General features: G+C 61.6%; 19 protein-coding genes and 4 pseudogenes. 19 read left to right on the top strand and 4 right to left on the bottom strand.

Going from position 1 to position 21,022, the window contains the following annotated elements; genetic code table 11:
• The first annotated feature begins 388 nt into the window (after positions 1-388).
• The gene (gene ubiM / locus NKH16_RS22555; protein ID WP_352901866.1) at positions 389-1,570 is read left to right on the top strand and encodes a 5-demethoxyubiquinol-8 5-hydroxylase UbiM; all 1,182 of its coding nucleotides are present in this window, start codon (positions 389-391) and stop codon (positions 1,568-1,570) included.
• A gap of 303 nt (positions 1,571-1,873) precedes the next feature.
• Positions 1,874-3,781 carry a putative bifunctional diguanylate cyclase/phosphodiesterase gene (locus NKH16_RS22550; protein WP_352901839.1) on the top strand — a complete coding sequence of 636 codons (1,908 nt, stop codon included), beginning with the start codon at positions 1,874-1,876 and terminating at the stop codon, positions 3,779-3,781.
• Between the two features lie 95 nt (positions 3,782-3,876).
• Here the strand turns inward: NKH16_RS22550 and NKH16_RS22545 are convergent, their stop codons facing one another.
• Complete coding sequence (locus NKH16_RS22545; protein WP_023722036.1) at positions 3,877-4,146, bottom strand: DNA -binding domain-containing protein; 270 nt, start codon at positions 4,144-4,146, stop codon at positions 3,877-3,879.
• A gap of 117 nt (positions 4,147-4,263) precedes the next feature.
• Between NKH16_RS22545 and NKH16_RS22540 the strand changes: the two genes are divergently transcribed.
• The 14 genes and pseudogenes from NKH16_RS22540 to NKH16_RS22475 form a co-directional block, all read left to right on the top strand.
• Positions 4,264-4,497: a helix-turn-helix domain-containing protein gene (locus NKH16_RS22540; protein ID WP_023679646.1), complete on the top strand. Its 234-nt coding sequence runs from the start codon at positions 4,264-4,266 to the stop codon at positions 4,495-4,497.
• Positions 4,498-4,651: 154 nt separating this feature from the next.
• Entirely contained in the window at positions 4,652-4,879 is a 228-nt protein-coding gene (locus tag NKH16_RS22535) for a hypothetical protein (protein WP_352529541.1), read from the top strand.
• Positions 4,880-4,937: 58 nt separating this feature from the next.
• A complete protein-coding gene (locus tag NKH16_RS22530; protein WP_352529543.1) occupies positions 4,938-5,258 on the top strand; it encodes a sunset domain-containing protein in 321 nt (106 codons plus the stop codon).
• Positions 5,259-5,745: 487 nt separating this feature from the next.
• Positions 5,746-6,708 carry an ArdC family protein gene (locus NKH16_RS22525; RefSeq protein ID WP_352901836.1) on the top strand — a complete coding sequence of 321 codons (963 nt, stop codon included), beginning with the start codon at positions 5,746-5,748 and terminating at the stop codon, positions 6,706-6,708.
• Entirely contained in the window at positions 6,705-6,908 is a 204-nt protein-coding gene (locus NKH16_RS22520) for a hypothetical protein (protein WP_352549568.1), read from the top strand. Before NKH16_RS22525 ends, NKH16_RS22520 begins: the two co-directional genes overlap by 4 nt.
• Positions 6,909-6,922: 14 nt before the next feature.
• Complete coding sequence (locus NKH16_RS22515; protein ID WP_352901833.1) at positions 6,923-7,342, top strand: DUF2958 domain-containing protein; 420 nt, start codon at positions 6,923-6,925, stop codon at positions 7,340-7,342.
• Positions 7,343-7,419: 77 nt separating this feature from the next.
• Entirely contained in the window at positions 7,420-9,141 is a 1,722-nt protein-coding gene (locus tag NKH16_RS22510) for a ParB/RepB/Spo0J family partition protein (protein ID WP_352901831.1), read from the top strand.
• A 544-nt stretch (positions 9,142-9,685) separates the two neighbouring features.
• Positions 9,686-10,009 (top strand): DUF736 domain-containing protein, encoded by a 324-nt coding sequence (locus NKH16_RS22505; protein WP_023672372.1) that lies wholly within the window; start codon positions 9,686-9,688, stop codon positions 10,007-10,009.
• Positions 10,010-10,160: 151 nt separating this feature from the next.
• Positions 10,161-10,430, top strand: coding sequence for a helix-turn-helix transcriptional regulator (locus NKH16_RS22500; RefSeq protein WP_023679653.1), 270 nt, complete (start codon positions 10,161-10,163; stop codon positions 10,428-10,430).
• Positions 10,427-10,975, top strand: coding sequence for a signal peptidase I (lepB, locus tag NKH16_RS22495; RefSeq protein ID WP_352740739.1), 549 nt, complete (start codon positions 10,427-10,429; stop codon positions 10,973-10,975). Before NKH16_RS22500 ends, lepB begins: the two co-directional genes overlap by 4 nt.
• Positions 10,963-11,649 (top strand): lytic transglycosylase domain-containing protein, encoded by a 687-nt coding sequence (locus NKH16_RS22490; RefSeq protein WP_352901828.1) that lies wholly within the window; start codon positions 10,963-10,965, stop codon positions 11,647-11,649. The genes lepB and NKH16_RS22490 overlap by 13 nt, the downstream gene beginning before the upstream one ends.
• Positions 11,650-11,865: 216 nt before the next feature.
• Positions 11,866-13,836, top strand: coding sequence for a relaxase/mobilization nuclease RlxS (gene rlxS / locus NKH16_RS22485; protein WP_352901826.1), 1,971 nt, complete (start codon positions 11,866-11,868; stop codon positions 13,834-13,836).
• A gap of 459 nt (positions 13,837-14,295) precedes the next feature.
• Positions 14,296-14,412: a hypothetical protein gene (locus NKH16_RS22480; RefSeq protein ID WP_352567124.1), complete on the top strand. Its 117-nt coding sequence runs from the start codon at positions 14,296-14,298 to the stop codon at positions 14,410-14,412.
• Between the two features lie 409 nt (positions 14,413-14,821).
• A pseudogene (locus NKH16_RS22475) lies at positions 14,822-14,935 on the top strand (SMC-Scp complex subunit ScpB); the annotation flags it as partial.
• A 596-nt stretch (positions 14,936-15,531) separates the two neighbouring features.
• On the opposite strand, the gene NKH16_RS22470 reads toward NKH16_RS22475, so the two are convergent.
• The gene (locus NKH16_RS22470; protein ID WP_352849559.1) at positions 15,532-15,654 is read right to left on the bottom strand and encodes a hypothetical protein; all 123 of its coding nucleotides are present in this window, start codon (positions 15,652-15,654) and stop codon (positions 15,532-15,534) included.
• 407 nt (positions 15,655-16,061) lie between these two features.
• Here NKH16_RS22470 and nolL point away from each other — a divergent pair.
• Positions 16,062-17,126, top strand: a pseudogene (gene nolL, locus NKH16_RS22465) (nodulation factor fucose acetyltransferase NolL).
• 9 nt (positions 17,127-17,135) lie between these two features.
• Here nolL and NKH16_RS22460 read toward each other — a convergent pair.
• Both NKH16_RS22460 and NKH16_RS22455 read right to left on the bottom strand, forming a co-directional pair.
• A pseudogene (locus NKH16_RS22460) lies at positions 17,136-17,363 on the bottom strand (hypothetical protein); the annotation flags it as partial.
• A gap of 783 nt (positions 17,364-18,146) precedes the next feature.
• Positions 18,147-19,796 (bottom strand): MFS transporter, encoded by a 1,650-nt coding sequence (locus NKH16_RS22455; protein ID WP_352901824.1) that lies wholly within the window; start codon positions 19,794-19,796, stop codon positions 18,147-18,149.
• Between the two features lie 281 nt (positions 19,797-20,077).
• On the opposite strand from NKH16_RS22455, the pseudogene NKH16_RS22450 reads away from it, so the two are divergent.
• Positions 20,078-20,293, top strand: a pseudogene (locus tag NKH16_RS22450) (hypothetical protein); the annotation flags it as partial.
• A gap of 89 nt (positions 20,294-20,382) precedes the next feature.
• Complete coding sequence (locus NKH16_RS22445) at positions 20,383-20,724, top strand: FMN-binding negative transcriptional regulator (protein WP_352849561.1); 342 nt, start codon at positions 20,383-20,385, stop codon at positions 20,722-20,724.
• Positions 20,725-21,022: the final 298 nt, after the last annotated feature.

Genomic DNA, 21,022 nt, shown 5'->3' with positions numbered 1-21,022 from the left:
TTCCGCGGTTGCTTCGCGTCATGCCGATTTCGGCGCGCGACGGGTGCGAACGGATCAGCCAGAATACGTTGCCGAACTTTCGGCCAGGAAAGGGCCGCACCGTACGGGAAGCCGGCCATTCCATGATGACCTGACCAGACCATGGCGTGGCGATCGACCAGTCGACCGTGAACCCGCCGTTGCCGCGTTTATCGAGCCTGGTTGATCCACATCAGGGTTATCTCTTCATCGGCATGGTTTATTGAGCATTTTTGAACGGAGAACGGATGTCTAACCGACGGTTAGGTCGCGTGGAGACGCTTGGGGAGATGAGCCGCAAACCGTGGATCGATTGCGATGCGTTCCAGTGCCCTTCGTCGCAGATAGCCGACGCAATGGCGGCACGCTGATGGCCGGCTCTGTCGATAGATTCGACGTTATTGTCGTCGGAGCCGGGCCGGTCGGACTTTCCTTCGCCGCGTCGCTTGCCCAGAGCCGACTCAAGGTGGCAGTGGTTGAACGGCAGTCGCTCGAAAGCCTGGCGAATCCGGCTTTCGACGGTCGCGAGATCGCGCTGACCCACGCATCGGTTGGAATCCTTCGCGAGCTCGGCGCCTGGGATGCCATCCCCGCTTCGGACAAATCACCGCTACAAGGCGCGCGCGTGCTCAACGGATCGAGCCCTTTCGCCCTGAGCTTCGATTCTCCCAGCGGATCTGGGGAACCACTCGGAATTCTGGTCCCAAATTGTCGGATCCGCGACGCCCTGTTCAAGATTGTCCACTTCCAGGGTCATGCCCAGCTGCTGTGCGGCCACTCGGTCGTCAATGCAACAACCAGCCACAAAGAAGCAGTCATAAGGCTCTGTGATGGCAGGCAATTGGCCGCTCGGCTGCTCGTTGCAGCGGATTCGCGTCTGTCCGCGACGCGCGACCTGCTCGGCATTGGGGCCGACATCAATCGGCTTGGCAACTCCATGCTGATTTGCCGGGTGAGGCACGAGCGCGCCCATCACCAGATCGCGGTCGAATGGTTCGATCACCATCAGACGATAGCGATGTTGCCGCTCATGGAAGGCGTGTCGTCGCTGCTTCTCACGTTGCGCTCAAACGAGGCCGACAGACTGCTTGCTCTCGACGACGATTTGTTCCTGATGGAATTGACGAACCGTTGTCGAGGACGCCTCGGAGAGATGACCTTGGCAAGCACCCGCCATGCCTATCCGCTGGTCACGACCTGGGCGCACAAGTTCTGGGCTCCGAGTGCGGCACTGATCGGCGATGCTGCCCTCGGCATGCACCCGGTGACCGCGCATGGCTTCAACATCGGCCTCAGCGGCCAGAAGCAACTCGCCGATGGAATCCTGGCGGCATGTCGCGAGCGCCGCGACATTGCTGATCCCGACATGCTCGGCAGATACGAAAGCCGGCTGCGTCTGTCGGCGGCACCGCTCTATCATGCTACGAATGCACTTGTCGCTCTCTACTCAGGCGAGCACCCGGCGGCACGGCTTGCAAGACATGCAGGGCTTCGCTTTGCCCAATATCTTCCCTTTATCCGCCATGGCATTTCGGCCATGCTCAGGCGGTGAATCGCAGGCAGCGCTGCCGCTCTGGAACGCTATCTCGGCCCGGCTTCCTTTTGTCTCGCCGGGCGCGTTTGAGCCGTTCGTAAGGCTGCTTCCATGGTGACGTTGCCGATCCTGGGATGGTTCGGATCAAGGCACGCGTGCGGGCAAGAGCTCGATGATCAGACGGCAAGGCCAAGAGGCAGACGTGCGCCCCGAAGACATGGTGAGCACACTGGTTATCCCCGCTGGATAGTTAACCCGTCCTTCAGTGGGCCTGCGTAGGCTTGTCCTCGCGAACAACGATGGGAGCAAGCTGGTCCGTCCATGGCCCCGAAGAATGAAGACACGCTGGAGGCCAAAATCCGTCAGGATCAGCTTGCTGACCTGAGGGCCGGCCTCTTCGTGTCGATGCCGATAAGCGCTATCCTGTCAGGCCTGATTTGGGCGGTGCACGCCCTTTCTGGCAGCGGCTTTGCAGCTGCAATCTGGTTCCTGGTCGTCAATGCGATAAATGCCGCCCGCCTTGCACTCGCGCGTTATCAGCTAAAGGAAACGGGGCGCCATGACGGATTAGTGGGGGTTTTGCCGCGGCTTCGCTGGTTTGGCATCCTTGCTCTTCTGGCAGGGTTTGCCTGGTCCTTCCTGGCCGTCCTGACTGTTGGATACACGACACCTCAAGCACCTCTGCATCTGGTCATTCTGGCGGGCATTTCAGCTGGTGCGGTTACATACGGCAGTTCGTATGCCGCGGCGGCGACCAACTTCATCACACCTCCGCTCCTCATCACGGTGGCTTGCCTTTTGGCGAAAGGCAATTTTGAAGACTACATTCTGGCTTTTACCGTTCTGCTCTTCATGGGCGGCTTGGTTCGAGCTTCGTTTGTTGGGCAAGCACGGTTCCGCGAAGCGAGCCGCCTGAGGCATGAGGCCGAGCGGCTTGCGGCGGAGATGAAGGCCAGTTCCAGGCAGGACCACCTGACGGCCCTTCTCAACAGGCGTGGCCTCGAAGACGCAATCGGACGTTTCGAGACCGCGGATGGCCCCTTCGTGGCAATGCTGGTTGATCTGGACGGGTTCAAATCCGTCAACGATACCTACGGTCACAGGACCGGTGATGAACTGCTTGTCAGGATCGCCCGCCGCATAGAGGAGGAAGCACCGGAAGGCTCAACGCTCGCTCGTATCGGCGGCGACGAATTCGTGCTGTTTTTTCCCTCAACGAGGGTTTCGCTTTCTGCCAGTGATCTCGCCTCCAATATCATAGCCAAAATTGCCCGACCCTATATCGAGGTCGCGTCCGTCCGTGTCGGGGCATCGATAGGAATATACCTGGCGGAAAGCCCGGGCCTGACCGAAATGTTGTTGCGGGCGGACATCGCCCTTTATACGGCCAAGCGTCGTGGCAGGAACGAATTTTGCCTGTTCGATGCCGAACTCGACAGGGAACTGCAACGCCGCCAGTCCGTCGAACGGGACCTTCATTCGGCGATAAAGACGAGAAGCTTGCAACCTTGGTTCCAGCCGATCGTGAAACTCGACACCGAGGCCGTGGTCGGTTTTGAAGCCTTGCTGAGGTGGTCCCATCCGATTCATGGTGCCATCTCTCCACCCGAAATCATCACAGCTGCACGCGAAACCGGAATGCTTCAGCTGCTGACGCAAACCGTATTCGCCGACTGTTGTGCTTTTATCGACGGCTTGGTGAAAGCTGACTGTCGTGATTTCCGTGTGGCGATGAATGTTTCGCCGCGCGAACTGGAAGCCGGCGATATCGACGACATGGTTTTGGATGGTCTGGCGGCAAAAGGCCTCCCTGCAACGATGTTCGAAATCGAGATTACCGAAGAATCCCCGGTGGACCCGGACAGAGTGGATGAAAAGCTCGGACGGCTTTCACATGCCGGCATTTCCATCGCGCTCGATGACTTCGGCACCGGCTTTTCTACGTTGGCATCGCTCAAGGACAGTCGGATACGCAAGGTCAAAATAGACCAGGGCTTCATTCGCGGCTTGGCCAAGTCCCGAGAGGACCGACTGCTTGTCAAATCGGTCATCGATCTCGGTAACATGCTCGGGATCGAGGTCATGGCCGAGGGCGTCGAAACAGAGGCGGATCGGCAAACCCTGCACAAGCTTGGCTGCCGAACCGCTCAAGGCTTCCTGTTCTCCAAGGCTGTGCCTCTGAGCCAAGCACTGGAAATGGCAGTCAAACAGCACGCGAACCAGTTGTGACCGCTCCCGCCGCGCCGTCTCTCGCGGCCGTGCGCTCATGAGTGACGGGTATCTGAACTTCCTTGTTTGAAGAGCATGACAATCCGTGCTGTGCGTCAGCCGGCGAACAGTTCCTTGTAGCCGGTCGTCACCATCCAGTTCGCCCGGTCGATATGGCTGCGAAGAGCCTTGCGGGCGCGGACCGGTTCAAGGGCCGGGTCGATGCCGAGAATGAGATCGGCCATCTCCTCTTCGCTGGCATTGTCGGCGCAGGCATCCAGGATCCGCAGGTAGATCGTGAAATGCTCCCTGTCGTAGCTCGTGAGGTTCTCCGACCAGGGGACTTCGTCGCACAGAGTTGAGTTTCGAGTCTCATCTGTTCCCATTGATCGATTCATGCCTGCGAACCTCGCCTGTTGAGCGCCCGCAGCATATCCCAAAATGGGATAATCCGAAACCGGGATTAGTCGCTGATCCGGTCTTTACCCGACCGGTTCGCCTACATGCCCAAGTCTCTTCGATCGCCCCGCCACCAGCGGTTTCTGGCCCAGCTGGTTTCCCTGCGCAAGGCCAAAGGCCTGACTCAGGCGCAGGTGGCCGAGAAGCTTGATCGTCCCCAATCCTTCGTGGCCAAGTACGAGGGTGGAGAGCGTCGTCTCGACGTCATCGAGTTTCTCGACTTAACTGCGGCGCTTGACGCTGATCCGTGCGAGATTCTGTCCAGCCTGCGGTCCTAGCGGGCGCCCGCGCGCCTAACGGCTCGCGCCGGTGCCGTGAACCGAGCGCGCTTTTCTTCGGCAAGCTGCCATTCCGCTGCGGGTGGGTCTTTACCAGGCCATGCCGATATAGGATGATAATCCTAGGTGGGGCGATTCCTCAACGGAGATCGCAATGGCTAGGACCAAACTTTCCAGGCAGCTTTCACAGGCTGAAATCGAGCGCTTTCTGGCGGAGGCGGAACGGCTGCACAAGAGCATCGTCCAGCCGCTTCTATCACCTAGCAGCGACCATTACCGGGCTCTCCAACGCACCCATGACGCGCTGTTAAAGACGGTGAAGGATATCACGGGTAAGGATGCGCCGTTCATTCAATGGTTCGGAACAGGGCCGGTGAATTAGACCAGACTTATAGACTCCAGGCTGCAAACGTCGCATTCTCTCTTCGGGGAGAAGGGGCGTGGGCAACCATCGCTATCAAGACAATCGGTACAACCGTCGCAGGTATGGCGAGCGCCATCGTTCGAAGGACGTTCCGTTGTGGGCAAAGATCGTTGCTGGTGGAACAATCCTGGCTGGCTTTCTTGCCTTCGAAATCGGCCCTGCCGCTGTCGGCTGCAACATCAAAGCCAATATCAGCTACAACACGGGCGAGCGCATCTATCATGTTCCCGGACAGGAATATTACTGGGAGACGCGCATCAACCTGTTGAAAGGCGAGCGCTGGTTTTGTTCGGAGGAAGCCGCGCGCAAGGCTGGGTGGCGGAAGTCTCGGGTCTGAGCGTCCGTGGTAAATGCTTGCGAAAATGCTGCATCGCACATGTTTTCGGTGCAGCATTCATTTGAAGTATTTATCGCGATCCGTTCGAAAAATCTGTCCAGCCTGCCGTCCTGGCGGGCGCCCGCGCGCCTGACGACGCGCACCAGGTGCTCGTGAACCGAGCCCGCTTTTCTTCGGCAAGCTCAGGCGGTCTCGGCCATTCGGCTTCGCCCCTTCGCGTGGGCAGCCCTTCGGGCTGTGACGGCCGCCGCCCTTGCGGGCGGCGCGGTTTGTCTGTTGGCCTTTCCCGGTGGCGCGGGGTGGGCGGCACCCCCTTCTAGGCCCGCCGCGGCAGCCCGCAACCCTTCGCGTGCCGCTCAGGGTCCTCCTCTTCGTTCCGGTCCTTCGGATGCGGTCCGCCTCCCACGGCGGGCCTTTCCGGTCGCGACTCGCCGCCCACCCCGCTTCCGGGGAAAGGCGCGGCGATTGGCGAGCGGAGGATGAGACGATGCATGCAAACAGCAAGCGTTCCGCCAGCACAGAGGCTGGCGCAGGCAAGGGCGGGCGCCCCAGCGCCAGCCTTTATCAGGAGATCACGGACCGCATCATTGCCGAGCTGGAGCGCGGCACCGTGCCATGGGTCAAGCCATGGGGCAGCGCAAAGGCAGGCCTTGGCCTGCCGAGGAATGCATCCTCTGGGCGCACCTATTCCGGCATCAATATCCTCATCCTGTGGGGCGCGGTCATCGAGCGCAGCTATCCCAGCCAGAACTGGCTCACCTTCCGGCAGGCGCTCGTCCTTGGCGGCAACGTCAGGAAGGGCGAGCGCGGCACGACCATCGTGCATGCCGACCGCTTTGTCCCCAAGGACGAGAAGGAGCGCGCACGCCACGAGGGCGATGAACCACAGGCCGTGCCTTTTTTGAAGCGCTTCACCGTCTTCAATGTCGCGCAGTGCGATAATCTTCCGGAAGACCTCTACGCCGCCGCCGAGCCGCTGCCTCAGTGCGAGATCGTGCCGCAGGCCGAGACGCTCATTCGCGCCAGCGGTGCGGATTTCAGGGTCGGCGGCGATCGCGCTTTCTACATGCCGGGCAGCGACCACATTCAGGTGCCGCCGCAGCCGGCGTTCCATCACCAGATCGACTATTACCGGACCTGCTTTCACGAGCTTGGCCACTGGACCGGCCACCGGACGCGGCTTGCTCGCGACCTCTCCGGCTCGTTCGGCTCCAAGGCTTACGCGCGTGAAGAATTGGTCGCCGAAATCACTGCCGCCTTCGTCTGCAGCAATCTCGGTATCGAGCCGACCGTGCGTCATGCCGATTACATCGGCTCATGGCTAAAGGTGCTGCGCGAGGACAATCGCGCCATCTTCCGTGCCGCCAGTCTTGCCTCCAAGGCCGCCGATTTCCTGCTTGGCCTTCAGGCCGATGCCGAAGGCGAGGCGCAGGAAGGGATTGCGGCATGACGATGCGCGATCCTCAACTGACCGCGAGCGAGCCGACGCCGCAAGGCGAGCAGATGCTCATTCCCGGTGTCCGGCCGATCACCACGCGCGATCGGCTCACCCTCCTGATGGACGCGCCGATGTGTCCGCGCGCGGCGCAAAAGCCGCTCGATATCGGCCTCTTCGATGAAGCCAGCAGAAATCAACTCGACCTGTTCTGACAAGGAGTCTTTCCATGATCCTGATCACCGATCCATTGCGCGCACGACTGCTCGCCAATGGTACTGCCGACGCCGACATCGACCATTTTCCCGTTGTGAAACTGTTTAATCCCACAGGTGCCGCCACGTGGCTTCTGAGCGAACTCGGCGCCGATGGCGACACGCTGTTCGGCCTTTGCGATCTCGGCTTCGGCTTCCCCGAACTCGGCAGCGTCAGTCTGGCCGAGCTTGCATCCGTAAAAGGTCCGCTTGGCCTCGGCATCGAGCGCGACCTGCATTTCCAGGCGCGCTTTCCGCTCTCCGTCTATGCCGAAGCCGCCCGCATTTGCGGCCACATCACCGAGGCCGAGCGACTTCTGCGGCAGGCAGCAGACGCCCTTTCAAAGCCCCATTCCGAGCTTCCGCCCGACACGGCGGAACAGCAGCGCCGATAGGCGCAAAAACCGTCCCGCCGCGCCGGCCTTCGGCCTCTGCGGCGGGACAACCTCAACCAAAGCGAAAGAGAGTAACCATGCAGCTTGCCCACATCCCCTTGGATCAGCTCAATATTTCCGCGCTCAACATGCGCCATGGAAAACGCGCGCCCGACATATCCGACATCCTGCCGTCAGTGCGTGCGCGCGGCGTGCTGGTGCCTCTCCTTGTGCGGCCCAACGGCCAGCCGGAAACCTTCGAGATCGTTGCCGGCAGGCGGCGCTATTTCGCCGCGAAATCGCTTGCCGACGAGCGCGGCGAAGGCGATCCCTTGCCCTGCGCCATCATGGAGGACGGTGATGACGCCGATGCGCTGGAAGCTTCGCTGATCGAAAACCTCGCCCGCCTCGATCCTGACGAAGTCTCGCAATGGGAGACGTTTTCGCGGCTCGTCAGGCAAGGCCGCACCGTTCCCGATATCGCTGCGACCTTCGGCATCACTGACCTGAAGGTCAAACGCATTCTGGCGCTTGGCGACCTCTTGCCCAAAATCCGCGAAGCCTACCGGCGCGAGGAGATCGATACCGAGACGGTGCGCCATCTCACCATGGCGTCCAAGGCGCAGCAGAAGGACTGGCTGGCTCTGTCTGCCGATCCCGATCAATACGCGCCGCGTGGCTTTCAATTGAAGCAATGGCTGTTCGGCGGCCAGTCGATTTCCACCAAGGTGGCGCTGTTTGCCATCGACGAATATCCCGGCCTGATCACCTCGGACCTGTTCGGCGAGGACAGCTATTTCGCCGATGCCGACCTGTTCTGGCAAAAGCAGAACGAAGCGATTGCCACCAGACGCGACACATATCTCAACGAGGGCTGGAGCGAGGTGGTGCTGCTGGAACCGGGCCAATATTTCCACCCATGGGACCACGAGAAGACCCCGAAGAAGAGGGGCGGCAAGGTCGTCATCACTGTCTCGCATCGCGGCGAGGTCGAGTGTCACGAGGGCTGGCTGTCACGCAAGGAAGCCCGCCGCGCCCGCGAGGGCGGCGAGCAAGAAGAAACAGCCGCCAAGCCGCCGCGCCCCGAACTCACCGGCCCGATGCAGAACTATCTCGATCTGCATCGCCATGCTGCCGTGCGTGCGGCCATGCTCGACCATCCCGCCGTGGCGCTGCGCCTCGTGGTGGCGCACGCCATCACCGGTTCCGGCCTGTGGCAGGTGCGCCGTGAGCCACAGCGCGCAGTCAACGAGACGGTGACTGCCAGCCTTGCCGGCTGCAAGGCTGAAGCTGCATTCGGCAAAAAGCGGCGCGAGGTGTTGGCCCTGGTCGGATCACCGGATGAGGATGGAGTGGTGGCCGGCAGCAATGGCGACGCCTTTGCTATCGCCGGCGTGTTCGCCCGCCTCTTGGCGCTGTGCGACGACGATGTCATGCGCGTTCTCACCCTTGTCATGGCCGAGACGCTTGCAGCCGGCAGCGCCGTCATCGAGGCGCTCGGCAACCATCTGAACGTGGATATGGGCGCATGGTGGGAACCGGACGATGCCTTCTTCGACCTCTTGCGCGATAAGGAAATCGCCAATTCGATGCTCGCCGAGGTCGGCGGCAAGCTGGTCGCGGACGGCAATGTCGCCGAGAAGGTCAAGACGCAAAAGAAGATAATCCGCGACTTCCTGGCGGGCGAGAATGGCCGCCAGAAGGTCGAGAGCTGGCTGCCGCGCTGGATGAAATTCCCGGCCGAAAGCTACACCAGCCGCGGCGGCTTCCGCACCGCCGATCAGTGGACACATGTACAGCCGCTGTTCGTCCGCGAATAATCGATCAGGGCCCGAGCGGCGGTTCTCTCGATTACCGCCGCTCAGGTCGCGCGCGCCGCTCCGGGTCGCGCCGGCTGCCGATTGGGCGTCTTGTCGAGCCAGTGCCGCGCGCGAGAAATCCCGACGCCAATTCGCGCCCGTTTCGGCAGCCCTGCACCGCGCCGGGTTGCTTGCTGAGGCGCCAGGCGCATGGGGCCAATTGTCCGATCGGGTTGCCGACAGAGCCCGCGCAGCCGGCGCCCTGTAATGCCGCCTGCTCGTTGTGCCGCCGATCGCGCCACCTGCCTCCATGTGTCTCAGGGACCATTCCCCTGCGGCTGGCTTGACGACCTATGGGCGGATCCGGCCCGCCCGAAACCCTCGCCAGCAGCTTTTTTCCCCGCCGCCTGCGGCGGCTTCCTCGCGCCGCTTCGCTTCAAAAAAGCTGTCCGCTCGGGTCCTCCGCTATCGCTGCGGCCGTCCCGGTTCCGCGGTCCGGACGCGCCCATCACGGTCCGCCATCGCAGGGGAATGGTCCCCGGCGAGCACCAAAAGGAGACTGAAAATGACCGCGATCGGATACGTCACCAAACAGGAAAACGGCGGCTACAAGGGCCAGCTCAAGACGCTCAGCGTGCGCGCCGACATCGACATCGTGCCCAATCAGGCAAAGAGCGCCGACACCCATCCCGACTTCCGGGTGCTGACGCAAGGGGTCGAAGTAGGGGCCGGCTGGATCCGCACCGGCGAGACCTCCGGCAAGGACTATGTGAGCCTGTCGATTGCCGCCCCGGAGTTCGGCCCGCGCAAGCTCTACGCCAATCTCGGCCGCGCCGCCGGCCAGGATGATGACGACACATACGCCATCATCTGGAACCCGGTCGACTGAACCGCCTGCCTCGAGCCTCGCGCCGCAACCGGCGCGGGGCTCTTCTCAAGAAGGGGCGGCGAAAACTCGCCCCCCACTCTTCGCCCGTCCCCAAAACGATCTCGCTCGCCGATCCTCGCCTTCGCTTGTCCGTAACGAAACGAGGACCATCATGGACGACGAAAACGAACGCGCGGCCCGCGCGAAGAAGGGCAGTCCGTTTCTCAATACCGCGCAGGCCGCCTTCTATATCGGGCTGTCCCAGCGCACGCTGGAGAAGATGCGGCTCAAAGGCGGCGGCCCGCAATTTCGCAAGCACGGCCGCTATGTCCGCTATCACATCGACGAGCTCGACGACTGGTCGAAGGGACGCGCGCAGGAGACCAGGCCCGAGGATGCCGGGCACGATTCCGGCTCGGCCGGTGAGGGAGGCCGCTCATGAGCCGGCGTCCCACTATCCGTCTGATCGGCAGCCATCTGCGGCGCATTCGGGCGCGCAAGACGATTGCCGTGGCCACCATGGGCCTCGGCCTGATCGGCTTCGCCGCTTTCGACAACCCATCGCCCTGGCTGGTCTGGAACGGCTCGGCGAGTGCGCCGGTCGGCCTCTATCGCCTCGCGTCCGGATCGCCGGCTCGTGGCGATCTGGTGCTCGTCCGCCCGCCAAAACCGGTCGCCGATCTCGCCGCTGAACGCTTCTATTTGCCCAGCAACGTGCCGCTGGTCAAGCGCCTTGCCGCGCTGCCTGGCGAGCATGTCTGCGCCTTCGGCGACGCCATCATCATCGGCGGCGAGATTGTCGCGCGCCGGCTGGCAACCGACACGCAGCACCGTCCGCTGCCTTGGTGGAATGCCTGCCGCAAGCTCGCCGCCGCCGAGGTTTTCCTGCTCGGCAACGATAGAAACCGCTCCTTCGACAGCCGCTATTTCGGGCCGGTGCCGGCCGAAAATATTGCCGGGAGGCTCGTGCCGCTATGGACCGAGTAACCCTCCTGATGCTGGGCATGGTCGCGATAGCGCCATGCGCCTGTTCCGCCGCGACCGACGCTGAGCCGGCCGCCATCTCCCGTGGTCCGCAGCTCCAACGATGGCAGCACTTGATAGCCGAAGCAAGCCGGCGATTCAGCATTCCACAGCCCTGGATTTATGCCGTCATGGATGCCGAAAGCGGGGGGCAGACAATGCTGGACGGACGGCCGATCGCCTCACACGCCGGCGCTATTGGCCTCATGCAGGTGATGCCCGGCACCTACGAGGAGATGCGCGCAGAGCTTGGCCTGGGAGCCGATCCGCACGACCCTCGCGATAACATTCTGGCAGGTACTGCCTATCTGCGCGCCATGTATGACCGCTTCGGCTTTCCCGGCCTGTTTGCCGCCTATAACGCTGGGCCGGACCGCTACGAACAGCATTTGCAGCGTGGGCGACCGCTGCCCAGCGAGACGGTTTCGTATCTGGAAGAGCTCAAGGCGGCGGGGATCGCGGCCGCCGACATGGACGCGTTCACCGGCAAATCCCGTTCCGGAAAAGCGCCGGAAATCCCGTCCGGGCAGTCGCTGTTTTTCCTGCGAAACGGTGTTTCCGCGACCGATCCGAATGGCCAAATCGTGGTGCCGCTCGGATCGGAGCGAGCAAGGTCAGGCCGGCCGGATCGCAGGTGAGGGCACGGGTACCATGGGTCGGGCGGGGCAGGGAGGCAGGGAGGCAGGGAGGCAGGGAGGCAGGAGGCAGGTCCGCGGAAGGCAAGATAAAGGCATCGCCTCCTGGAGGCGGCGAAGTCTTTGTCTGCACATCGTTTTCCACGGAGGCTGCCTTCAGCGTCAGGAGAGCTGCAGCCGACAAACCTCTGATATTGCTTAAGATTACTAGGAGGCTCAATGCAGGATGAAGAGTTCAAGCCGAGCCTGGGCAAAATCGGATCGCGCGGCTCGAAGGCAGGCAAGCGTTTCGCCGGCCAGATCCGCGCCGCGATCAACCGAGCCGGCGGCGGCAGCGGTCGCCGTGGCCGCTTCATCGGAAGCCGGGCGGGGCGCGGCGGGGCTGCTGCCGCCGTTCTCAGAGCGCGCGACCCCCACGCGGCGTTTCGGCAGCGGCGCGCCGTCGTCAAGGCCCGTATCGTCAAGCTGGCCGGCAAGGGTGTTGACGGGGCACGTGCACACCTTAGCTACCTCCAGCGCGACGGCGTCACCCGCGAAGGCGAGCCTGGCGAGCTCTATAGCGCCGACAGCGACCGCGTCGATGGCAAGGCCTTCATCGATCGTGCCGATGGCGACCGGCATCAGTTCCGCTTCATCGTCGCCCCTGAAGACGGCATCGAGTATGATGACCTGAAGCCGCTCACGCGGCGCCTCATGGCGCAGATGGAAGAAGACCTCGGCACTAGGCTCGACTGGGTGGCCGTCGATCATTTCAACACTGGTCATCCGCATACCCATATTATCGTCCGCGGCAAGGACGACCGCGACGAAAACCTCGTCATCGCGCGGGACTACATCTCGTCTGGAATCCGTGAACGGGCGGCCGAGCTGGTCAGCCTCGACCTTGGCCCGAGAACGGACCGCGAGATCGAGCAACGCCTGCGCCAGGAAATGGAGCGGGAACGCTTCACCAGCATCGATCGGCAGCTGCTCCGCATGCGCGACCATGAGGGGCATGTCTCACCGGCCAGCCGAGACACGTTTCGCCAGACGCTGCACCAGGGCCGCCTGCGCAAGCTCGAGCGGATGGGTCTGGCTGAGGAAGTCGGCTCGGGCCGCTGGCGCCTTGATGGCGAGCTTGAAGCGACACTGCGCCGCATCGGCGAGCGGGGCGACATCATCAAGACCATGCACCGCGAACTGACCGGCAAGGGGCTCGCCCGCAGTGCCGCCGACTATGTTGTCCATGATCGATCTGCAGAGCAGATGCAGCCTGTCGTCGGCCGCATCATTGCGCGCGGCCTGGCCGACGAAATCACTGACCGCCATTACCTCGTCGTCGACGGCGTGGACGGCAAAAGCCACTATGTTGATATCGGCAAAGGCGAGGCCATCCAACCGACGCCAGAGGGCTGCATAGTGCGGGTCACGCGGAGGGACACCGGGCCAAGGCAAGTCGACCGCACAATTGCCGAGATCGCCACGGCCCATGACGGGCGCTACAGCGTCGATATCCATCTCAAGCATGACCAGTCGGCCACCGAACGCTTTGCCGAAACGCACGTGCGGCGACTGGAGGCGATCCGCCGGGCGACCGGTCGTGTCGAGCGCGAGCCGGACGGCACCTGGATCGTCGCACCGGATCATCTCGACCGTGTGTCTGACTACGAGCGTCAGCGGGCCGGGGCCGAGCCTGTCACGGTTGACAAGCTCTCATCGACGCCGCTGGAACAACAAGTCAGCTTCGACGGCGCCACCTGGCTCGATCGAGAGCTGGTTTCCGACATACCGGAGGCCTTGCACAGCTCTGGTTTCGGCCGCGATGTCCGAGAGGCGCAAGGCCGCCGACGGCAGTGGCTGATTGCGCAAGGTCTTGCTCGGGAAGAGCAGGACCGGATCGTCTATCGCGCCAACATGCTTTCGATGCTGCGCCAACGCGAGTTGAACCGCGTGGCCGGCCAGTTGTCGAACGAACTCGGTCTGCCCTATTCTGAAGCCCAGAGTGGAGATCGAATAGAAGGCACGCTCCGCCGCTCCGTCGAGCTCGCCGGCGGAAAATACGCTGTCATCGAGAAATCGCGCGAGTTCACGCTGGTGCCATGGCGGCCGGTGCTTGATCGGCATATTGGCAAGGAGGTGTCTGGTGTCATGGGTGAGGAGGGGATTTCATGGACCATCGGCCGGCAGAGAAGCGGACCAAGCATTTCGTGACATGGCTACACAACTTCTTTGCCCGCGTTGAAACGGGTACTCAGTCCGGACGGAGTTCGCCTGCTAATTGCCCGCGGCATTGATCTCGCGAGGGATAAATGGCTGGTCGTGCAAGACTTATCGTTCGCTCTACAAAAAGCGCCCCAATCATTCATCGTATTCCATGGTTCTGAGCCAAAACCCTCCTGCGCCACCACGGCACTCTTCCCGGTGCCACGGAAGCCCCGCCGACGACGGCGGTGCCGGCCTGGTTGCGCAGGGCTGCCCCCGACCCGAACAGTTGCGGCGCATGAGGACTTGCAATCACTGCAGGTGCGGCCATCGGCGCGCTCGATGCGATGGTCCGCCAGCTAGAGAGGTGGGCTGGCGCCTGGTGACACCGCCTAGGGCTTTCGGCGGCCGCGGTACGGCGAGCAGGCTCGCGGCGTCGAGGATGAAGCCGCACTTCGCGATGTTCTTCTGCTCACACGACCGGGAGACGAGGTCGGCCCCGCGGGCCGGATGCTGTTGGCCGGGCGTGAACTGGCTGCCCATCCCGCTGAGGATCTTCTAACGGGAGAAACCTCGCTGCGGTAGGGAAGATTTCGGTCGTCGCCCGCGACGACGAGGCGGTCAGCGACCTGGCCAGACGAGCTCGGCAGCTTTCCGCTGCGGCATGGTGACCGGCGCGATCATGGCCGCCGAATGAGATCGCTTCGAACGCACCGTCGGATGCTGGCTCGCCGACGCTTTACTGGCGCAGCGCCTGGGAGGGGCAATGCGGTGCCGCTACTGGGCACCGAGGCAGCTTTGGGCATGAGACCCGATCAACCGCGCCGGGCCGCGACGGTCATTGCGGCATCTGGAGTCGAGGCCGGGTCAGACCGGGGGAAAAACTGCTCGTCGCGTAGGAGCCCCGCGTTGCGCGCCGTCGATCTTTCCGCCCAACTCGGCGCCGCGCTGACCGGGGCCTGCCATTGCCCCGAAACTGAGGCCAAGGCGACGGACCCGCCCTGCGTATACCGACGCCCGCCGCGCCGCCGTCGGCGGAAACGAGCGGGCCGTGGACCTCACACAATCTGAGGTGCTGGTGACGATGTGCATCGCCTACTTCCATCCGCACTCCTACCCACGAGCTCACCCGTGCGCCCGCGGTGCTGCGAACCCGCCGGCGAATATTTGGCAGAAGCCGGAGTGGGCGCTCACCCGCGACGATTTTTTGGCCTTGACCGGGCCGGGGCGGCGCGACCCGAGCGTCGGGACAAAAAGCCGGGAAGGGGAGGGCACCAGCCCGGTTGAAGCCAAGGGCATGATGATGTGAGGACGATCTGCTGGCAAGAATTTGCGGAGATCGATGCTGTCCTGGCGCGCTCGTCGAAGATTCTGAGCGGCGCCGACGTGGCTGCTCGAGGGGAGAACACTTCAGTGCAGGACCGGCCGGACCTGATTACGATCTCCATTGGAATAAAGAAGAACGACGGGCCGAATGGCAGGGTTGATCGCCAAGATGCGCGATCTGCCGGCTGTCCTGCGCGCGTGCGGGAGACGCCACCATGAGCTTTACGACAAAATTGCCGGCACAGGCCGATTTCAAGAAGGTGTTGCTCCAATGCTATCGAGGAGGCGATCGCACGCACCGCGAGATCGGCCAGTGCGGATTCTTGGCCAAGCTGCTCGGCCGCGTCGTGAGATGTTGTCCGTCGGGTGGGTGACGCTTTAGATCAGGCGGATCTCCACCCAGTCGCCGCGCAGGTCGAACCCAGCGATTTTGTGGCACGCCCTCGAAAGGTGCTGCTCCGCGGGAATCGCCGCCTCATCCATGCACTGCAAGATGCGCATGTATCCATCATGCGCATGCGTTCCATAAACACTATCGATTTTACCGACTAGAGGGAATAGCGGATACCGTCCGTTTCTTGAGGAAGGCTTATGGAACGACCGGCGCCGCTTGACCATTGGAAACCAACCGAAGTTGGCCGGCGCGAGCCCTGAGTTCCGGTTGATCTACATTCCAGGCGGCGGCACTGCCGCTATTGAGGCGATGAGGACGAAGTTCAATGGAAATATTGCGGCCTTCTAGCCCAGAACAGGCCTGTTCCGCTTGTGTCGTGCTGCGGCCCTCCATCCTCTCCATTACCGGCTGCATTGGGGTGCGACAATCCAGAATGGGATCCGAAGATGCCGTGCGTGAACCACTCTAGAAGCAAAGTGGGAGCGGTAACGGCAGGATATCGGCTGGAGGTCTGATGCTTAATCACAAAACAGTCGGTTCGAAGGGGCGAGACTCGCGCCCAGAAGCGGCAAAGGCCCGAGACCTAAGCTTCGATTTCGCCAAAGGCGTACTCATTATCTTGGTGATAGTTGCCATCTATTGCAATATGTTGTCTATCGAGGCACCGACGCCTTTTGGCTGTCGCCATATTTTAAGTCGATCTACATGTTTCACATGCCTCTGTTTATGGCGATAAGTGATATCTTTCTTCGGGAGCGATTCTGCGCAAATCGTTCCCTCAAGGCGTCAGTGATCGAGCAATGCAACTAGTATTGCCAATGCTTTTTTGGTGTGCGTTGATTTGGATATCGAAGGCCGCCGTAATGTCTTCGGCGAACAGTTTAACCAGTGGAATGTTGGATTTTTTTAGGGAGTTCATTGGCACATACTGGTTCATCTGGGCAGCTTTCGCGTCCTTCGTCCTGATAAAGTTGCTCACGACTTTCAATGGCTCGTCGGTGTGGATCATAGGCGCATCTGCAATTGCGATCGCATTCGCGCCCGTCCCGTGGTCAATAACCCCGTTGGTACGATACACATACCCATTCTTTTGTTTGGGGTTCTTGTTTGCGCAGCCGATCGGATGGCAGGCAGCTAGCATCAGGCGCCACAAGGCTATTTTTGTGGTGTTACTTTCGATGGCTGCGTTCACGTGCTTTGGGGAAAGGAAACGTACGTCTACAACAATCTTGTTTTGATCTACGATGCACAGTCGGCCAAACAAGTGTTGCTGATGTTCGCTGGCTCGGTAGCAACTTCTGCAGTGGCGATGCAGCTTATATTCCTATGCTGGAGAGTTGGCTATTCAACTCGCGTAGCTCGCTTTGTCGCGCTGGAGCTTGGTCAGAGCACACTGCTGCTTTACCTGCTTCAGGGTGCCGTGTTTCGCTTCATGGATCTAATACCGTTCGGAGAGCTTTGGGATCTCGCGAGCAGAATCGAGTTCGCCACTTTGCTTGGTTTGGCGATTGTTGTCACAGCGATGACAGTTCGCAGGATTGTGCGCCACCTTGGATATGCGTCGCGGAGCTATGCTTAATTTATGATGTGACTGCCGACAGTTGGCATTGAAGTCATTGGCGAGCCATGCCGGCGTGGCATTCCCCTCACGGATCACTTGATCCGCCGCCCGAAGTAAGGCGTGCCTGTAGGCCGGGATCGGTCCCGAATGCTCGTAGGACGGCAATTCGCTCGGGAGCCCGATCAGATTTGAAGCTCCGCGACCGTCTGGCGCCGACCGCAGCCAATGAAAGAGCGTCTGACCGATCGTCGCGTCATCTCCAGAAGCCCGCCTAGTATGTTGTGACCACTGCTGTGGCAATGCAGCAGTCCTGGATGGCTGCATCAAATAGGTCCAAGATGCCCCGGGTGCGCTTCCACCGCATCACCGGGACCTTCGCTGCAGCTAAATGCAGAAAATCCAGGCGCGGGCTGAAGCACCGTGAAAAATTCATGGATTATGTCAGCTGATAAAATGACCCGATCCAATTTCAGTCGATCAATCAGCGCCCTTCGTCGGGGCTGTCGGTCCGCATCGCGCCTGGCGACGGCGCTATGCTGGTGCCCCTACGGCCGCCCTGTTGAACCGCTTTCTCCAGCACCGAACTGAATTGGTCCCGCTGGCGGACATTTCGATGCTTCCGCCTTGCGGGCCTTCTTTGTTGCGGCCGGCTCTGCGGCACGGCTGCGCCGACGTGAACGTGCTTGGCGGCACGTTTTGTGAGGGAGGGAAAGAGGCGCGCGGCCCTCTCCCTGCAAGTCGCCGCTGGCGGATTCCTCCGTCTGCCCGCTTCGCTCCGTGCAGACCGGGGAGACCCCTCCGCCCCCTTGCTCGCGCTGCTCGCCACGATGCCGGGGGACAGGCGACCTGAACCCGTGCCCAAGCCGATCTGATGGCAGCGGTGGGGCTGGACATGGGCCCGTGGTGGACGTACGTGCCACACAAATCCTCATGCTCGCCTAACCGGCCGCAACGTATGGCAATCCGGGCAGTCCCGACTAAAGATGGAGTAGGTCTCGGCCATTCCCGTGTCCGAACCCAGAAAAGTTACTGGTTTCCTTACGGGCGCGATACAAAGGGCACAGGCTGGACTTGGCTGCCGCGGGCGGGGCTTGTCGACCGCTCGATCGAAAGTGAGAGACGAGGAGGAGAATCACCGACCTGCAGAGCGGCAAGGCGCTCGCCTACCTCCCTGTCAGTCACCGTTAGCCGATGGTTCAGACGAAGATAGTCCGTCCATGTCGGCGTGCGGAATGTCTCGGTCCAAAGAGTCGAGTTCTGAAGATCGCGCTGGAGAGTCCAGTCCCGCGCACCGGCACGGCTCTGAACGCGCCGCCTTTCGCGCATGCAGCTCAGAAATTCCTCGATATTCTCCTCGGGTATCGAGTACTCCACCTTGATCACGATCGGGCCGCTCCTGGGCTTCAAATCGAGGGCCAGTTCTGGTGGCCTGAAGTCGAAGGCCCCCCCTTGATCCGATTCCTCCCATAGCCGTACCGGCAATAGCTTTCCCACGGCTGCAACCAGCAACAGCGCCGCTGCAGCACCTTCCAAAGCCCACGTCAGGGAATAGTACTGCGCGACAGCACCCCAGATCCAGCTGCCCGCTGCCATGCCGCCGTAGGTCAGGGCGTAATAGATCGACAGGGTGCGACCAACGACCCACCTTGGGCTTGCCAACTGCACACACACGTCGGTTCCGGTCCAGGTGACAACCCAGCCTGCGCCAGCGATTGCAAGCGCGATCGCTGCTACAGCCACCGATGATGTGAGAGCCAGTAAAAGGCAACACGTTGCGCAAGCAACGGATGCGAGCGTGATCAATCGATTTTGGGACGTGATGCGTCGCAAGTAGCTATTGCCAATGCCCGCGATGAAGGCGCCTGTGCCGAAGCCGGCTAACAGGACGCCGTAAACAATTGGCCCCCCCGCCAGTTGGTCGCGAACCACGAGGGGGAGCAGAGCAAGGATCGAGATGCTTGACAGCCCGAACAGGGTTGCGCGCACGATCGCCACTCTGATCTCCGAGGAGATTGCCGTGAAGCGCATGCCATCATGAATGGCCGTCGTCATCCGCTCGCGCGGAAGAGGCGAAGAGCGAACTTGCCACTTGGAGCGCAGCACAGCGCTCAACGGGACCAGGTCGGTCAGCGCAGCGAAGGCGAAAGCCGTAAGGGGGCCCAGCAAAGCCAAAATTACACCGCCCAGCGCCGGTCCTATACTCCGAACCACGTTGTACCCCACCGACATCAGCGTCACTGCAGCGGGTATGTCGCGCTTTTCCAGGATGTCGCCGACCGAGGCGTGCCAGGCTGGATCATTCAAGGCAAAGCCGCATCCCGCCAAGAAACTCAGTCCCAAGATCAGCCATGGACTGACAAAGCCCAGTCCAACAGAGAGAGCCAGCGCCGTGGATGCCAGTGCGATCAGGCAATGTCCGGCAAGCATCACGCCGCGGCGGCTGAAGCTGTCTGCAATCGCTCCAGCAAGGATCGACAAGAAGAAGGCGGGCAGTGTCGATGCAGCCTGCACGAGCGCAACCATCAGATCGGAGGCTGAAATCGTTGCCATAAGCCAGCTTATAGCCACGCTCTGCACCAGCCAGCCAAGGCTGGATATCTGCGTGGCTGTCCAGATCGAACGAAAGACCGGATTCTGAAGAGGGATCAGTGTGTTTGCCGCAAAGGGCGGGGAATCTTGACGCCGCATGACTTCTCACCTCCACCACGTAGTTCTTTCGCTCACTCACTTGCTGACAGCGGTGCGCTTACGCACAGCTGCGTCACAACCAAGTTCCGATATCGCGCTCGCAACAAAGTAGATGTCGCATCCACGGTGCTGATGCGCGATGAGTGTGCCAGTTGGGCGTCAGCTGGTCTGGGTCGCGCAGCCCGATGGGGTGCGGTCTGCCCTGCGACTCTTGGCCTTGGACGGTGCTACCGCCCCGATGGCCGGGTTGTCAAACTGCCACGGTGCTAGCAGCGAATCCTCTGCCGATCGTCGGCCGCAGGATCGCGGTGGTGGCGGACGAGTATTCTGATCCGGAGAAAGGCAGCGGCGCGGTCAAGATCACGCCGGCGCACGACTTCAACGAATTTGAGGTCGGCAGGCGCCATAAGTTGCCGGCGATCAATATTCTCACCGTAGAGGCGGCGGTCACCCTCACGGACAATGACGACTGTCTCGCCGGGCTGGAGGTGACGCCGTAGCGCCATGCGGTCCGGGACGAGCTCGACGGTCTGACGCTTACATCTCGCCGAACTGGTATCCAAGCAAGCATGAATTCCATAACCAGGTGCCGACGTGGAACTATCTCGTCGTCCACGCCCACGGACGCATCACTGTCCGGGATGATGAGCGCTATGTGCGCCGTAACGTGGCGAAGCTCACTCACATGCATGAAGCCTCGCAGCCTGCCCCGTGGAAGATGGGCGACGCGCCGAAGGACTTCATTGACACGATGGTGAAGGCGATCGTCGCCCTGGAAATCGAGATCACCAGCCTGGTTGGTAAATCAAAACTCAGCCAGAACAAAGAGGTGCGCGACATTCAGAACGCTGGTGAAATGCTGAATGCCCGAGGCGTCAATGGGATGGGAGAAGCGATGCTCGCGGTTGCGGCGGCCAAATCCCAATAGCAACTATCTTGTCCCGACAAGCCGCTGGTGCTGGATTTCCAACGGGTGACCTTGAGAGACAAATGCTTCGGCTCGCCGGAAACGCGACCAGCATCTGACCACCCGCTATGCGGCAGATGGACAAGAACTCAGGCCGCCATCGCCAGCCACATCCGCAATGCCGCCGGATCGATGGAAGCTGCTTACCCCGCCAGTCTCTCCGGTCATGCCGCCTGCGTCGTTAATACCTTGAACAGCAGCCTGGCGGTTAAACCGCCTTGCGTGTTCGGTATGGCGGCACAGCGGTTTGGAGATCGGC

Source organism: Mesorhizobium sp. M1307, from assembly GCF_040318155.1.
Lineage (GTDB): Bacteria > Pseudomonadota > Alphaproteobacteria > Rhizobiales > Rhizobiaceae > Mesorhizobium.
The sequence above is the reverse complement of the archived record's forward strand: the minus strand, read 5'-3'. Positions and strand labels throughout refer to the sequence as shown.

What these genes read in the sequence shown, in the direction of transcription:
- NKH16_RS22455 (WP_352901824.1), bottom strand. Translation starts at nt 19,796, where the DNA reads ATGCGGCGTCAAGATTCCCCGCCCTTTGCGGCAAACACACTGATCCCT.
- ubiM (WP_352901866.1), top strand. Translation starts at nt 389, where the DNA reads ATGGCCGGCTCTGTCGATAGATTCGACGTTATTGTCGTCGGAGCCGGG.
- NKH16_RS22510 (WP_352901831.1), top strand. Translation starts at nt 7,420, where the DNA reads ATGCAGCTTGCCCACATCCCCTTGGATCAGCTCAATATTTCCGCGCTC.
- NKH16_RS22490 (WP_352901828.1), top strand. Translation starts at nt 10,963, where the DNA reads ATGGACCGAGTAACCCTCCTGATGCTGGGCATGGTCGCGATAGCGCCA.
- NKH16_RS22540 (WP_023679646.1), top strand. Translation starts at nt 4,264, where the DNA reads ATGCCCAAGTCTCTTCGATCGCCCCGCCACCAGCGGTTTCTGGCCCAG.
- rlxS (WP_352901826.1), top strand. Translation starts at nt 11,866, where the DNA reads ATGCAGGATGAAGAGTTCAAGCCGAGCCTGGGCAAAATCGGATCGCGC.
- NKH16_RS22525 (WP_352901836.1), top strand. Translation starts at nt 5,746, where the DNA reads ATGCATGCAAACAGCAAGCGTTCCGCCAGCACAGAGGCTGGCGCAGGC.
- lepB (WP_352740739.1), top strand. Translation starts at nt 10,427, where the DNA reads ATGAGCCGGCGTCCCACTATCCGTCTGATCGGCAGCCATCTGCGGCGC.
- NKH16_RS22505 (WP_023672372.1), top strand. Translation starts at nt 9,686, where the DNA reads ATGACCGCGATCGGATACGTCACCAAACAGGAAAACGGCGGCTACAAG.
- NKH16_RS22550 (WP_352901839.1), top strand. Translation starts at nt 1,874, where the DNA reads ATGGCCCCGAAGAATGAAGACACGCTGGAGGCCAAAATCCGTCAGGAT.
- NKH16_RS22470 (WP_352849559.1), bottom strand. Translation starts at nt 15,654, where the DNA reads ATGCGCATCTTGCAGTGCATGGATGAGGCGGCGATTCCCGCGGAGCAG.
- NKH16_RS22515 (WP_352901833.1), top strand. Translation starts at nt 6,923, where the DNA reads ATGATCCTGATCACCGATCCATTGCGCGCACGACTGCTCGCCAATGGT.
- NKH16_RS22520 (WP_352549568.1), top strand. Translation starts at nt 6,705, where the DNA reads ATGACGATGCGCGATCCTCAACTGACCGCGAGCGAGCCGACGCCGCAA.
- NKH16_RS22535 (WP_352529541.1), top strand. Translation starts at nt 4,652, where the DNA reads ATGGCTAGGACCAAACTTTCCAGGCAGCTTTCACAGGCTGAAATCGAG.
- NKH16_RS22545 (WP_023722036.1), bottom strand. Translation starts at nt 4,146, where the DNA reads ATGGGAACAGATGAGACTCGAAACTCAACTCTGTGCGACGAAGTCCCC.
- NKH16_RS22500 (WP_023679653.1), top strand. Translation starts at nt 10,161, where the DNA reads ATGGACGACGAAAACGAACGCGCGGCCCGCGCGAAGAAGGGCAGTCCG.